The 13,523-nt window shown below is 71.5% G+C and carries 16 protein-coding genes; 9 read left to right on the top strand and 7 right to left on the bottom strand.

The annotated features are described in order from the left end of the window. Positions 1-304: 304 nt before the first annotated feature. The 3 genes from BJY14_RS02390 (at position 305) to BJY14_RS02380 (ending at position 2,576) form a co-directional block, all read left to right on the top strand. On the top strand, positions 305-1,519 hold the full coding sequence (locus tag BJY14_RS02390) for a CapA family protein (protein WP_312878918.1): 1,215 nt from the start codon (positions 305-307) through the stop codon (positions 1,517-1,519). 81 nt (positions 1,520-1,600) lie between these two features. Continuing rightward, positions 1,601-2,113, top strand: a complete 513-nt coding sequence (locus BJY14_RS02385; protein ID WP_179842068.1) for a COG4315 family predicted lipoprotein — start codon at positions 1,601-1,603, stop codon at positions 2,111-2,113. Next, entirely contained in the window at positions 2,094-2,576 is a 483-nt protein-coding gene (locus BJY14_RS02380; RefSeq protein WP_179842067.1) for a hypothetical protein, read from the top strand. Before BJY14_RS02385 ends, BJY14_RS02380 begins: the two co-directional genes overlap by 20 nt. Before the next feature lie 16 nt (positions 2,577-2,592). On the opposite strand, the gene BJY14_RS02375 is transcribed toward BJY14_RS02380, so the two are convergent. Together BJY14_RS02375 and BJY14_RS02370 are read right to left on the bottom strand one after the other, a co-directional pair. Continuing rightward, positions 2,593-3,078: a hypothetical protein gene (locus BJY14_RS02375; RefSeq protein ID WP_179842066.1), complete on the bottom strand. Its 486-nt coding sequence runs from the start codon at positions 3,076-3,078 to the stop codon at positions 2,593-2,595. After that, entirely contained in the window at positions 3,075-4,949 is a 1,875-nt protein-coding gene (locus BJY14_RS02370) for a glycoside hydrolase family 15 protein (RefSeq protein WP_179842065.1), read from the bottom strand. The genes BJY14_RS02375 and BJY14_RS02370 overlap by 4 nt, the downstream gene beginning before the upstream one ends. Positions 4,950-5,443: 494 nt before the next feature. Between BJY14_RS02370 and BJY14_RS02365 the strand changes: the two genes are divergently transcribed. Beyond that, positions 5,444-5,821 carry a COG4315 family predicted lipoprotein gene (locus BJY14_RS02365; protein WP_179842064.1) on the top strand — a complete coding sequence of 126 codons (378 nt, stop codon included), beginning with the start codon at positions 5,444-5,446 and terminating at the stop codon, positions 5,819-5,821. 19 nt (positions 5,822-5,840) lie between these two features. Here BJY14_RS02365 and BJY14_RS02360 read toward each other — a convergent pair whose 3' ends face one another. Further along, positions 5,841-6,671, bottom strand: a complete 831-nt coding sequence (locus BJY14_RS02360) for a hypothetical protein (RefSeq protein WP_179842063.1) — start codon at positions 6,669-6,671, stop codon at positions 5,841-5,843. On the opposite strand from BJY14_RS02360, the gene BJY14_RS02355 reads away from it, so the two are divergent. Further along, on the top strand, positions 6,633-7,013 hold the full coding sequence (locus BJY14_RS02355) for a hypothetical protein (protein WP_179842062.1): 381 nt from the start codon (positions 6,633-6,635) through the stop codon (positions 7,011-7,013). The two genes, BJY14_RS02360 and BJY14_RS02355, sit on opposite strands and share 39 nt — an antisense overlap. After that, the gene (locus BJY14_RS02350) at positions 7,010-7,456 is read left to right on the top strand and encodes a hypothetical protein (RefSeq protein WP_179842061.1); all 447 of its coding nucleotides are present in this window, start codon (positions 7,010-7,012) and stop codon (positions 7,454-7,456) included. The genes BJY14_RS02355 and BJY14_RS02350 overlap by 4 nt, the downstream gene beginning before the upstream one ends. 34 nt (positions 7,457-7,490) lie before the next feature. On the opposite strand, the gene BJY14_RS02345 is transcribed toward BJY14_RS02350, so the two are convergent. After that, the gene (locus tag BJY14_RS02345; RefSeq protein ID WP_218905011.1) at positions 7,491-8,345 is read right to left on the bottom strand and encodes a DUF3592 domain-containing protein; all 855 of its coding nucleotides are present in this window, start codon (positions 8,343-8,345) and stop codon (positions 7,491-7,493) included. A 326-nt stretch (positions 8,346-8,671) separates the two neighbouring features. On the opposite strand from BJY14_RS02345, the gene BJY14_RS02340 reads away from it, so the two are divergent. After that, complete coding sequence (locus BJY14_RS02340; RefSeq protein WP_258940833.1) at positions 8,672-9,082, top strand: VOC family protein; 411 nt, start codon at positions 8,672-8,674, stop codon at positions 9,080-9,082. Here BJY14_RS02340 and BJY14_RS02335 read toward each other — a convergent pair. After that, on the bottom strand, positions 9,079-9,540 hold the full coding sequence (locus BJY14_RS02335; RefSeq protein WP_179842058.1) for a hypothetical protein: 462 nt from the start codon (positions 9,538-9,540) through the stop codon (positions 9,079-9,081). The genes BJY14_RS02340 and BJY14_RS02335 overlap by 4 nt on opposite strands. A gap of 146 nt (positions 9,541-9,686) precedes the next feature. Here BJY14_RS02335 and BJY14_RS02330 point away from each other — a divergent pair, with 146 nt between their 5' ends. Further along, on the top strand, positions 9,687-10,382 hold the full coding sequence (locus BJY14_RS02330; protein ID WP_179842057.1) for a cysteine hydrolase family protein: 696 nt from the start codon (positions 9,687-9,689) through the stop codon (positions 10,380-10,382). 117 nt (positions 10,383-10,499) lie between these two features. Next, entirely contained in the window at positions 10,500-11,591 is a 1,092-nt protein-coding gene (locus BJY14_RS02325; protein WP_179842056.1) for a hypothetical protein, read from the top strand. An 85-nt stretch (positions 11,592-11,676) separates the two neighbouring features. Here the strand turns inward: BJY14_RS02325 and BJY14_RS02320 are convergent, their stop codons facing one another. Continuing rightward, positions 11,677-12,336: a response regulator gene (locus BJY14_RS02320; RefSeq protein WP_179842055.1), complete on the bottom strand. Its 660-nt coding sequence runs from the start codon at positions 12,334-12,336 to the stop codon at positions 11,677-11,679. Further along, a complete protein-coding gene (locus tag BJY14_RS02315) occupies positions 12,333-13,496 on the bottom strand; it encodes a sensor histidine kinase (RefSeq protein WP_179849125.1) in 1,164 nt (387 codons plus the stop codon). Before BJY14_RS02315 ends, BJY14_RS02320 begins: the two co-directional genes overlap by 4 nt. Positions 13,497-13,523: the final 27 nt, after the last annotated feature.

The following is a 13,523-nucleotide window of genomic DNA, read 5'->3' as shown; positions in this document are numbered from 1 at the left end:
CGCACCTCCGGGGGGACGTGTCCTCCGGTATTGCCGTCCCGGGCGGTTTCACTCGGCTTCAGAGGCGTGAATGCCCTCCCTGGCCGAGTCGCACGCCTCCCTGCTCCTGTGCCTGGAGACGACGACACCACTGGCACAGGGCCCGCCCACCGTGACGGGTTCCGTCACGGTGCGCACGATCTTGTCGCGAACCCGTGCCTTCCAGATCATTGGCTGGACATAGCTCGATAAATGTGTTGCTAGCGATGATCTACTCCTTGGTAAATGTCCGTTTCGGGCGCCATGGGGTGTGGATATAGCGGCTATGCGAATGTCGCCATCTACGCTCAGGTCATCGAACGGACGGCAGCCGGGTGGGAGCCGCCTCGCGGCATGCACCCTGCTGATCGCGGCGTTGGGGCTCGGTGCGCTGTCGGCCTGCGACGGGATCCACCGCCGTTCCGCGACTCTGCAACGGGCAACCAAGGCAGTTCGCCATAAACCGGTCCAATTTACCGTCGCGGCCACCGGGGATTTCCTCCTGCACCGAGTCGTGATGGATCAGGCGGCCTCGGATGCGCGCACCGAAGGGCGGGACGGGTACGACTTCACGCCGATGCTCGCGCGGCTCAATCCCGTGGTCAGCGGGGCGGATCTGGGAATCTGCCACATCGAGACGCCGCTGGCCTCGCGGTCGGGGCCCTTCCTCGGCTACCCGTCCTTCAACTCACCGCCCCAGATCGTGAACGCGATCCGCGGGCTCGGCTACGACACCTGCTCCACCGCCTCCAACCACGCCATCGACCAGGGGGAACCGGGCGTGCGCCGCACGCTCGCCGCCCTGGACGGCGCAGGTATCAGGCATGCCGGCACCGCCCGCAGCGCGGAGGAGGCGAAGAAGATCAACCTTCTGGACGTCAAAGGCCTCAAAATCGCCCATCTTTCGTACACATACGGCACCAACGGCATAGCGAAGCCCGCGGGAAGACCCTGGCTCGTGAACGACGGGCTGGACGCGGGCAGGATCCTCGCGGACGCGGCCGACGCCAAGAAATCGGGTGCCGACGCCGTGATGGTCAGCCTCCACTGGGGCGAGGAATACCAGCACGAGGCCACACCCGAGCAGCGGCACCTGGCCGCGAAGCTGCTGCGTTCCAGCGACGTGGACCTGATCCTCGGCGACCACGTGCACGTCGTCCAGCCTTTCGAGCGGATCAACGGCAAGTGGGTCGTGTACGGGATGGGAAATCAGGTCGCCAATCCGACCGCGAACACCCCGGCCACCCATCGGGGGCTCGTCGCCCTGTTCACCTTCACCTGGGACTCACGTGAACAACGGTGGAGAGAACAGCCCTCCTTCGTCCCGACCCTCGTCTCGCCCGGCCCGCCGATCAGGCTCCGCACCCTGGTCCGGGGCGATGCGACGGATCAGGCGGCCATCGACGACACGACACGAGTCGTACGCAGCCTCGGATTTGACATTCCCGACGCTTCGGACCAGGTCACTTCGATGAGGCTTCAAAGCCCCGAAAGGAATTGAGGCGACCGGGTCAACGGGTGGGCAAGTCCGTTCGCCCGCTGTTCTCCCGGGGTAGGGCGGGCTTGGAAAGGAGGCAGCGGGGTGACGGCTCCTGACACGCTTCGATCGCGGACGATCTCGTCGTTGCGGTGGCGGGCCGCGATCGCGGTGGCGGGCCTGCTGGCCGCGGGCTGCACGTTCGCGACGAACTCGCAGCACCCCGGCCGCCTGCAACTCTCCACGGCCGACCTGCCGAACCTCGGCCGGGTCCTGGTGGACGGCAACGGGCGCACGCTGTACCTGTTCATCGCCGACCCGCCGAACGCCTCCACCTGTTTCGGTGCGTGCGCGAGCATCTGGCCGCCGGTCACCACCCAGGGGCGGCCGACGGTGGCGGACGGGGCCCAGGCGGGCATGGTGACCACGCTCGCCCGTCCCGACGGGCCGAGCCAGATCGTCTACGCGGGTCACCCGCTGTACTACTACCAAGCCGACACCGGACGCGGCGACACTTACGGCCAGGGCATCACCCAGTTCGGGGCCCTGTGGTTCGCCGTCAGCCCCCAGGGGCAGATCCAGACCACGGGGAGTGCCCATGGCGGCTTCCAGTTCTGACCTCGGCGCGAGCGCCGCGGCGCCGCTCACCTCGGTTCTGCTGCGCTACCTGGCCGCTCTTCTGCTGTTCGGGGTCGGCGCCGTGCACCTGTACGAGTTCTCCGCCGACCACTACAGCGTCATACCGATCATCGGCGACCTCTTCGCCGCGAACTTCGCCGGCGCGGTCGTGCTCGGACTGGCGCTGGCGGTGCCGCTCGAGGCCCTGCCCTTCATCCGGTCCCTCCCGCTCGTCGGGCGGGCCCCGCACGCGTTCGTCGCGCTCGGCGGCATCGTGTTCCTCCTCGGCACGATCATCGGCCTGATCATCAGCGAGCAGTGGTCGCTGTTCGGCTTCCACGAGTACGGCTACCGGACCACCGTCTGGCTCGCGCTGGCCCTCGAAGCGGCCGGGGTCGTCGTCCTCGCGGGCTTCTTGGCCGGTGAGGCGGGCCGGGGGCGGGCCCGTCCGGCCGCCAGGTGAGGCGGTAGGCCGCTGCTCACCCGGAACCGAGCGTGGTGAACCCTCCGACTATGGCCCCGAAGCCGACGTGGGCGAGGACGGTGACCAACGGTGTGCTGGGCCCGTAGTTGAGCATCAGGAAGCCTGGCGGTTCCAGGAGGGCCACCCGAGGGGCGCTCGTCAGCGGGCTTCCCATCCGGGGGTGGACCAACGGCAGCAGGACGTTCACCAGCGCGGTGCCGGCGAACAGCCCGTGCACCAGACCGAAGAGCGCCCCGAGCCACCAGCCGGCGTGGCCGATGGCGAGGAAGACGGCGTAGTAGACGAACGCGAACAGCTCTCCGTTGGCGAAGTGCACGAGGTAGCCGAGCGCCTTGGCGCGGGCCCGGTCGGCGGTCACGGCGGTCCCGAGCAGGAACGGCAGGTCCATGCGGGTGAGCCTGAGCTCGCTGGCGGTGCGGAGGGCGGTGGTCAGCGCCAGCGTGCCGACGAAGGCGCCCGCAGCGGTCCCCCACGCGCTCACCCGTCCGCCGCCTCGGCGATCGAGTCGATGGCGCGCGCGGCGCTGATCAGCGCCAGGTGGCTCAGCCCCTGCGGCAGGTTCCCCAGGAAGGCGCCGGTGGCCGGGTCGATCTCCTCGCCGTACAGGCCGACGTCGTTGGCCAGCCCGACCAGGTCGTCCATCAGCGCCGTCGCCTCGTCGAGGCGCCCGGTGCGGGCGAGGCACTCGGCCAGCCAGAAGGAACAGGCCAGGAACGCGCCTTCGCTGCCCCTCAGTCCGTCCTCACCTGAGTACCTGTCGACGAACGGGCCGTGCCGCAGCTCCCGTGCCACCGCGTCGACCGTGGCGCGCATGCGGGGATCGCCGGGACGCGCGTAGCCGTGCAGAAGACCGAGCAGCACGGCGGCGTCCAGTTCCGAACTGTCGGCCGACCGCGTGTAGCACTGGTGAACTGAGGAGAAGCAGCGCGTCTCGACGAAGTCGCGCACCTGCGCGCGGGCCGACCGCCAGCGGGCCGGCCGCCGGCGGGCCGAGCCGCGGCTCGGGATCAGGCCGCGCTCGCAGAGGTCGATGGCCCGGTCGAGCGCGACCCAGCACATCATCTTCGATTGCGTGAAGTGCAGGGGAGCGCTGCGCACCTCCCAGATCCCCGAGTCCGGCTCCCGCCAGGCGGCGCAGACGAAGTCGGCCAGTTCCGCCAGGCGCCGGGCGACGTCCGCGTCCAGCCGCCCGGCGGCGCCCGCGTACAGCCAGCCGGTCTGCACCAGCTCGCCATAGGTGTCCAGCTGGGTCTGCGCGCCCGCCGCGTTGCCGATCCGGACCGGCCTGGAACCGCGGTATCCGTCGAGGGGGAGCGACCGTTCCGGGGCGTGGCCGCCGCCGTTCAGCCGGTACAGCACCCGCAGCCGCGGATGGGTGAGCTGGGAGGCGTGCATGAGCCACCAGAAGTAGGCATCCGCCTCGGCGGGGCATCCGAGCTTCAGGAGCGCGTCGAGAGTGAACGCCGAGTCGCGGACCCAGGAGAAGCGGTAGTCCCAGTTCCGTTCGCCGCCGACATGCTCCGGCAGCGAGGTCGTCACCGCGGCGGCGATGGCCCCCGACGGCGCGTAGATCAGGAGCTTGAGCGCCAGCGCGCTGCGCAGCACGGCGTCCTGCCACCGGCCCTCGCTGGAGCGTTCCCCGGCCCAGCCGCGCCAAGCCGCGATGGTCTGCTCCACGCGGGCATCGCACTCGGAACGGCTCGGTAGGACGAGCGGTTCCTGGTGGGCGAACGGAATCGCCAGCAGTGCCCGCCCTCCTTGCCCCAGCTCGACGCGGCCGTTGACAGCCCAGTCGGTGCATTCCGGTTCCCCCGCGTCCCAGGCGCAGACGGCGAGCGCGTCCGCGCCGGACACCGCGACCGGTATGCCGGCGCGCCTGCCGATACGCGGGCGGTGGGCGCCGTAACCGAACCGCGGCTGAACACTCCAGCGCAGCGGCACCGTCCCGGCCACGCAGTCGAGGCGCCGCTGCAGTTCCCGCATCGGTCCGAGGGCCCCATCGGCCTCCAGGGTCAGTGCATCGGTCACCCGCAGACTTCCGCGGGCGGTGGTGAACGTGGTCTCCAGTACGTTCGTGCCAGGGAGGTACCGGCGCGCGACCGTAAAGGGCTCCTCTGGCTCCAGCAGGAAGCGGCCGCCTCGGACGGGGTCCAGGACGGCGGCGAACACCGAGGGGGAGTCAAGATCCGGTGCCCCCAGCCAGTCGACGGACCCGTCGGCGGCGACCAGCGCGGCACTCCGCCCGTCTCCGATCACCGCGTAGTCGCGCAGCCGGGCGTAGCCGTCGATCCGGAAGGCCGTGGCGCGCCCGGGATCGGACGGGACGTCAACGGGGGGACCGCTGACTCTCATGGGGCCATGGTCTCACCCGGTTTCCGCCTGTTCAGTCCTGTCCGTTCCCATACGTCCCCAAGGATTCCCCCGCTCCGCGCTCCGGCCCGATGGCCTCATGGAAGGGAAAAGGGCAGTTCAGGGCTGCGAAGAGACCGTTCGCATGCCGGCGCGGCGGGGTATCCGGTGCCCGAGGAGGCGGTATCGGACCGACCGGTACGGCGCTTTTCCAGGAAGGAATATCGCGGATGTACCAGGTGATTCCGACTGGCCCGACCCGCCCGTCCCGCACATCGCGGCGGCATCGGCGGGCATGGGCGGCGGTGGCGGTGGCCGGTCTCGCGACCGCGGTGGTCGCAGGATGCGGCGGATCGGGCGGATCGAGCGGCCAGTCGGCGTCGCCGAGCACCTCGCCCCCGACGACCACCCCGCCCCCGACGAGTTCCCCGCCCCCGACGAGTTCCCCGCCCCCGGCGAGCTCCCCGCCGCCCGCCGGCGGCGCCACCACCGGTGCGATGATCAAGACGGCGGGTGTGGGCTCACTGGGGCAGATCCTCGTCGACGGTGCGGGCCGCACGGTCTACAACTTCCAGAAGGACACCGGCGGCAAGTCCTCCTGCTACGGCGCGTGCGCCGCGGTGTGGCCGCCGGTCCCCGCCGGCGCGAAGCCCCAGGCGGGCTCGGGGGCGAACGCGTCGCTGCTGGGCACCTCGAAGAGGACCGACGGCACGACCCAGGTCACCTACGCCGGACATCCGCTGTACTACTACGCGCCCGACGGCACGACCAGCGGCAGTGCCAAGGGGGAGGGCCTCAACCAGTTCGGGGCCGTCTGGTACGTGATGTCGCCGTCCGGCAGCGCGGTCCGCAAGAGCGGCGGCGGCGGCTACTGACGAACGCCGACCGGCCTCGTCAGGAGAGGTCGAGGGTGAAGCGGATGCGGTCGACTGCGGCCCGGCAGCTCGACGCGGAGAGGGCCAGTTCCCGCCGGGCCGCCGCCAGCTCCGTGTAGGGGCCGGGCGAAGCGGATGCCGGGGCGTCCGTGCCGAACGCGTCGAAGCAGGCATCGGCGAACGCGTCGCAGGTGGCCATGCCGAGCGCGGCGAGCGCGGCGAGGTCGTTGAGCGCCGTCCAGATCTCGGACTCGTCGGTGCCGGACGGAGACGGGGGCGCGAGGTCGGCGAGCTCCTTGAGGGCACGGGGCAGCTCGCTGATGTCGGCGTCGGGCCGAAACGACCAGCTGAGCTGGCGCAGCCGGTCCAGCACCGGGGCCCAGTCAGGGCCCGCCTGCGTCTGGGCGAGCCGGCCGCGCGTGGCCTCCAGGGCCTCCAGGGCCTCTTCGCGGACGAGGCGGTCGGTGAGGCCGGGCAGCAGCAGCTCGTACTCGTGCTCGGCGTTGAGCTCGACGAGGCGGCGCGTGACGCGGAGCAGCTCGCGGGGAAGGCCGCCCGACAGCGCGAGGGCGAGCCGGACGAACGGGTCGGTGAAACCGGAGCCGCCGCGTTCCGGATCGAGCGGGACGGGCGGGGCGCCGCCCGTGTGCGCCGCTCGGAGTTCGCCGCCGGGGGCGATGTGTCCGGGGCGGCGGTCCGGATCGCGGTGCCGGCCGGTGAGGAGCCGGCGGCCGCGGAGCTGGTGCGGCGGATCACCGCGACCCGCCCGGACGCGCGCTCCTACGTCCTCGACGGGGAGGACGCCGCCGCGTTGATCGCGGACGTCGTCGCCGCCCTGCCGATCCCGCACGCCTACGGGCTGCTCGTCGCGCGCGCCGATCCGGCGGACGGGCGGGTCAGGCTGTCGTCCGAGCCGCTGTTCCCGGAGGGCGCCCGGCGCGGCGCCTCCGCGGAGCTGAGCGTGCGCAGCGAGGAGGAGAACCGCCTGGTCTTCGCGGTCGTGACGCGGGACGCGGAACCGGGCCTGCTGTCGGCCGCCTCCGCGGCGCTGCCCGCGGGGACGCACCGGGTCCGGGCGGCTGCGCCGAGCGCGTGGCGCTCGCCGCCGACCGGGGCCTCGGCGACCGGCTCCGGGTCGGCCTCATCGGCTACGGTGCGCACCGGCGCGGGGCCGCCGACGGCGTGGTCGTGACCGACTGGCGGTCGGACACCGGGAAGGCGCTGCGCTCGCTCAGCCGGTTCGGCGCCGCCGACCTCCGCTATCCGCGCGCCGCCCAGGTCGAGGACGTGCTGGCGGAGGTGCTGAGGCGGATCGGCGCCGGCCCGGGGCCCGGGCGGACCGTCCTGCTGGTGATCGGGGACCGTCCGCCCCACCCTCCGGCCCCCGACGGGGACGTCGTCCGCTGCCCGCGGCGCCACGACTGGCGCAGCCTGCTCGGCGAACTGGAGGTGCGGCCCGACGTCGCGCTGGCCGCGGTCCGCGACCAGCCCGCCGCGCCCGGCGGCGCGGCGTGGGCGCGCATCGGCGGCACCGCCCTGAAGCCCCTCGACACCGTCGACGCGGACGCGCTGGCCGCGCAGCTCGGGCTGACGGCGCCGCCGAACGGTGGCATCCCGGTGCCGCTGGCCTGCTGAGCGGCCCGGGCGACCGTCGCCGGAGACCTGGACGTCACAGCATGACCGCTCCCGCGACCGCCGCCGACGCGATGACGAGGAGGGCCACGACGTTGACCGGGATGTCCGTTCTCAGGGAGCGGTGTTCGGCCACGCGGTCCAGGCTGAAGACGGCCGGGTCGGCCGGCGTGTAGTGGACCGTGACCTCCCGGCCGCGGGCGCCGGCCGCGTCCGGCACCCCCGGAGGGCAGTAGGCGGTGACGTCCGTTCCCTCCCGCGTCGTGAACGCCACGACCGGTGTGCTGACGGTCAGGGTGCTGCCCTCCCCGTCGGTGGTGACGTCCTCGAGCACCGCGATGACCCGGCCCTGGACGGCGACCATGGAGGCCAGCGTCTCGCGGCGGCGGCGCGTGTCGCGCACGTTCCCGGGCAGGTGGTAGGCGCCGTAGACGGCCCACGGCCCGCAGAAGCCGACCAGCGCCCAGGGCCAGCCCCGGTCGATCGCGGCGACCACCACCACACCGGCATAGACGAGGAAGAGCGCGAAGGCCGGCCAGCCCGGTCCGCGGTCGCCCTCCTGGGAGTCGCCGGTCAGGCGGAAGGCGTCCGGCCTGCCGCGCGGGTAGAGGACCGCGACCTCCCGGCCCGTCCACGCGGCGGTGATCGTTTCATCCCGGTCACCGTCGTTCGCCACGACGACCTCCTGCCCGCCGGACGGGGGACGGTAGGAGACGTCCACCGGGATTCCGCTCTTCCCGGAGCCGCCGTGCCGGGGCTCTCCCAGCCGCTCGATCCGCCCGGTGACCCGGACCGTCCGCTGGGCCCGGGTCATCCCGGCCAGCGACCGCCCGTAGCCGAGCAGCGCCACCGTCCCCCACACCGCGCACCACAGCGCCAGAAATCCGTGCAAGCCCATATGGCTTCCTCCGCGAGCGGCTCTTGACGGCACCGGGCGTCCACGGTGACCGACGGTCGACCGCGCTGCATGATCTACCACATTCGGGACGGCGGGCGTCGAGGTTCGCTTGGCCAGACCTTGACGGGTTCGGCGACCAATCGATAGCGCGAGGCGGCGCGTACTGTGATCGTGGGAATGGAGAATTTCCCTACCGCACGGGCGTTGACCGGGCCGGGTGTCCTGGAGGAACAAGCGCCACGTCCGCCCGGTGACACCGCGACGAGGGGGAATCTGAGATGCCGGACCAGGGCAGCCTTCCTGCGCCGAGTCAGGGACTCGTGCTCACGCACTTCCTGACGGTCCGGGACGTGGCCGTCTCCAGGGACTTCTACGCGAACGTCCTCGGCGGCGAGGTGGTTCTCCCGGAGAACCCGGCCATCGTGCAGGTGGCCAACACCTGGATCATCATGAACCCCGGTGGCGGCCCCACGCCGGACAAGCCCGGCGTCGTCCTCAGGCCGCCCGAGCCCGGCGATCCGGTGTCGACGTTCCTCAACGTCAGGGTGGCCGACATAGAGGCGTTCTACGCGTCGGCGACCGCTCACGGCGCGGAGTTCCTGACCGAGCCTCTGGACCGCAAGGCGGAGATCCGCTGCTACATGCGCGACCCGGACGGCTACCTCATCGAGGTCGGGCAGGCCACGGGCATGCTCCACGGCGTCTTCGCCGATCGCCCCGCGCCCGGCTAGGCCAGGAGCCGGCGGATCCGCTCGTACTCGGCGGCCATCTCCGGTGCGGCGAGGAAGTCGTCGAGATCGGCGGAGACCTCGTGGTCGACGTCCTCGATGGAGCGGATGGCGAGTTCGTAGAGCTCGCCGCGCCGGTTCTGCTCCAGGTAGCTCTGCCAGTGCGACAGCGCCCTGATGGCGGTGAGGACTCCGCCGTCCAGATCGTCGTCGACCAGGATGCCGTCATAGATCGTCGCGAGTTCGTCCCGCAGCCCGTCGGCGCTGATCGTCAGGACGTTGGCGCAGGCGTTGGCGAGCGCCGCCCGGGCGTCCTGGCTGAGTTCGTCCTCGGCCGCGCCGCGCAGCAGCTCCGGTCGCACCAGGCGGGTGACCGTCTCCTCGCCGAAGGCGCGAACGTCGTCCTCGCCGGCTTCGATGATCAGTCGGAGGACGTCCGCCTCAAGCTCGCTGTAGTTCACGCCCGCAGCCTAGGAGGCCTGCTCCGCCGGCGCATGCGGAGTTCGTCGCGCCCATCTGGCACACGATCGGTACCGTGAGCCCTTCCTGGCCCGGGTCGTCCTTTCGTCCCGCTCGCGGGTCGGGTGCTGGAGACCGTGGAGGAATCGTGCCGTCAGAGGCCGAGGCGCAGCGGCACAGGTGGCGGATCGAGGCCCGGGAGTACGCCCGTCATGAGCGCCGCCGGGGGCGCCGCTTCGCGTTCACGCGGCTCGTTCCCGCCCGCACGGCGCTGGTAGTGATCGACATGGTCCCGTTCTTCGTGTCCGGCAATCCCTACTGCCGGGGGATCGTGCCCCACATCGCCCGTCTCGCCGACGCTCTGCGGGGTGCAGGCGGCACGGTCGCCTGGGTCCTGCCCGCGGTGGGCGAACGTACGGCGGTGGCCGACGAGTTCTTCGGGCCCGAAGCGGCCGAGATGTACCGCACCTCCGGCGGCACCGGGCCCTTGGCCGAACGCCTGTGGCATGACTTCGTGGTCCATGCCGACGACCTGCTGGTGGAGAAGTCGGCGGCCAGCGCCTTCTTCCCGGGGCGCTGCCCCCTTCCGGACCTGCTGGAACGGCGCGGGGTCGACACCGTCCTGGTCACCGGCACCGTCACCAACGTGTGCTGCGAGTCCTCCGCGCGCGACGCGAGCACCCTCGGGTTCCGGGTCATCCTGGTCGCCGACGCGAACGCGGCGCGCGGCGACCGGGAGCACAACGCCACCCTGCACACCGTCTACCGGTCCTTCGGCGACGTCCGTCCGACGGCCGAGGTGCTCGGGTTGATCGGAACGCCGTCGGGGCCCTCGGCGCGTTGATGCGGTAGTCCCGCGTTGCCCTGACGGCTCCTCTGCGGACAGTACCCAGTGTCCAGATCGATCTTGATCTTGGGCCGTTTCGCGACCAGGTCGCGGACGAGAAAAAACGGAGGAAAGATGACTGAGAATAATTTCGACCAGGCGTCCCACATAGGTTCGCACATCGACCTGCTGGCAGACATGTCCAATGTCATGAGCAGGGCGAAACCTGGAAAGGTGGACGCCATTGTCGTTCCCACGATCCACCCGCATCGGGTGGGTCCGGCGATCGCCCTGGCGAAGGCACTGGAGTGCAAGATCGTCCTGTTGTGCAGCACGGATTCGCAGCGGCGGGAGATCGAAAAGATCGGCCGTGCCCTGCACGCCGACACGCTCACCCTGGTGGTTCCGCCAGGGTACGGTCACCCGTTGCTCGACTTCGAGCGGCGAGCGATGGAGAAGCACACCGACATCGCGGTGAAGCGGAACATCGGCCTGCTGCTGGCCCGGCTGTGCGGCTGGCGGACGGTCTTCTTCCTCGACGACGACATCCGGGGCATGGAGCCCTCCCTGATCGCGAGGGCCGCCGGTCTGACCGAGCGATATCCGGTGGTCGGATTTCAGATCACCGATTTTCCTGATAATTCAGTCGTATGTCATGCCAACCGGGTTTCCGGGGGAGTGCAGTCGACCTTCATGGGGGGTAACGCGCTCCTCGTCGACACACGTCGCGTGGGCACGTACTTCCCCGCGATCTACAATGAGGACTGGCTGTTCATGTACGACGCGGTCACCGCCGGCTCGGCGTGCATCGCGGGCAGGCTGTGGCAGCTGGCGTACGAACCGTTCGAACGGAGCGCCGCGCCGGAGGAGTTCGGTGAGATCATCGCCGAAGGCCTTTTCCGGGCGCTCCACTACGAAGCAGATGTGTCCACGCTCTACTTCTGGATGGACGCGATCAAGAAGCGCTCGCGTTTCATCGAAGAGGTGGTGGACCGTCTGCACGGATCCGCTCGCGGAAAGGGAGAGCCCGTTCCCGATCGCGACCGGATCCTGAGACTCCTCGACGAGGCGAAGAAACGCCATGGGGAGATCTCTCCGATGAGCTGCCTGTCCTTCTATCGCACATGGCGCGAGAACCTGGGCATCTGGCAGCGGCGGCTTCTGGGCCTGCCCACCTCTCTCACCCCTGAGCAGGCGATCCACTACCTGCGGCTGTCGAGAGAGTAGGGCCGGTCGGCAATGGCCGGGCCCCTGCCCGACCCAACCGGTCCCGGGGCTGATGCCCCGGGACCGCGTCCTTCGACCGCGGAGTTCAGGTGACCAGGCCGTTGCGGTAGGCGTAGACGACGGCCTGCACGCGGTCGCGCAGGCCGAGTTTGGTGAGGATGCGCGACACGTAGGTCTTGACGGTCTCCGGGCTGAGCACCAGCGTCGCGGCGATCTCGTTGTTGGACAGGCCGTTGGCGATGAGGTTCAGCACCTCCAGCTCGCGCGGGGCCAGCGCGACGTCGTCGGCCGTGCCCGGGGCGGGACGGATCCGCGCGGCGTACCGGCCGACGAGCTGCCGGGTCACCTCGGGCGCCAGCAGCGCGGCACCGCCCGCGACGGTGCGGATCCCGTGCAGCAGCTGCGCCGGTGGGGCGTCCTTGAGCAGGAACCCGCTCGCTCCCGCGCGCAGCGCCTCGTACACGTACTCGTCCAGGTTGAACGTCGTCACCACGAGCACCTTGACGGGGTCCCCGACCCCGGGGCCGGCCAGGAGGCGGGTCGCCTCGATGCCGTCGAGCACCGGCATCCGCACGTCCATCACCACCATGTCGGGGCTCAGGCTGCGGGCGAGGCCGACCGCGGTCCGCCCGTCCCCGCACTCGCCCACCACCTCCAGGTCGGGCTGCGCGTCGATGATCGTCGCGAACCCGGTCCGGATCAGCGCCTGGTCGTCGCACACCAGCACCCGGACCGGGGCGCTCACGACGGGCTCCCGGTGGGGATGCGCGCCCGCACGACGAAGCCGCCGCCGGCCTGCGGGCGCGCGCTGAACTCGCCGCCGAGGGCGTCGACCCGTTCGCGCAGCCCGGCCAGGCCTCGCCCGCCGCCGCCCGGCGACGCGGTCCGCCTCTCGGGGCCGTCGGTGCCGACCTGCACGGTGATCTCCTTCTCGCCGTACCGGACCCGGGTGACGGTGCGGTTGCCGTGGGCGTACCTGAGAGCGTTGGTCAGGGCCTCCTGCACGACCCGGTAGGCCACGAACTCGGCGCTTCCGGCGGACTCCGACGGTTCGCCCTCCTCGGTGAACTCCACCGGCTGCCCGGCCTGGCGCGTGTGTTCCACGAGCGTGCCGAGGTCGCCGGCGGACGGCGTCCTGACGCCGTTCCCCGGGGCGCCGTGCTCGGGGTTGAGCAGGTCGAGCAGGTGCCGCAGGTCGGTGATGGCGCGCCGCCCGGTGCCGGTGACCGCGTTCAGGGTCGCGTCGAGGCGGTCGGGGGAGGCGGTCAGGTAGCGCGCCGCCTCGGCCTGCACGACCATCGCCGTCACGTGGTGGGCGACGACGTCGTGGAGCTCGCGGGCGATGCGGGTGCGCTCGGCCGCGCGGGTCGCCTCGGCGACCCGGACGCGGCGCTCGGCCTCGGCGGCGCGACCGGAGCGCAGCCACGACCCGATGCCCCACGCGGCGGCCAGCGCCAGGTAGACCACCACGTATCCGTCCGGCCGCTCGGCCCCGCCGAGCAGGTGGAGCGCGATCGCCAGCGCCGCGTACGCGGCGGACAGGACGATCAACGCGAGGCGCCGGTGGCGTTCCAGATGGGCGCCCGAGCTCACCAGCGCGGCGGGCAGCGCGGTCCCCGCGACCATCTGGTAGCCGCGGAGTTGCGCGACGGCGAAACCGAGTGACACCAGGGCCAGGCACGCGGCCGGCCACCGCCGGCGCACGGCGAGCGGGAGGCAGAGCAGGGCGAGCGCCAGGATGGCCGGCGCGTCGAAGGGACGGGGCGGAAGTTCGCCGACGTACGTCTCGTGGCCGCGCAGGACCGGCAGGAACGACATGACGGCCAGCAGCAGGGCGAACGGGAGATCGCGGACCGTCACGTCCTGACGCCGCCACGCGGCAGGGAGCCGCCGCAGATCGATCACTCGGCGAGGGTAGCGGTCGCGGCGGGG

The sequence above is a fragment of the Actinomadura luteofluorescens genome (genome assembly GCF_013409365.1).
Lineage (GTDB): Bacteria > Actinomycetota > Actinomycetes > Streptosporangiales > Streptosporangiaceae > Spirillospora > Spirillospora luteofluorescens.
This window is presented reverse-complemented; position numbering and strand designations above follow the sequence as displayed.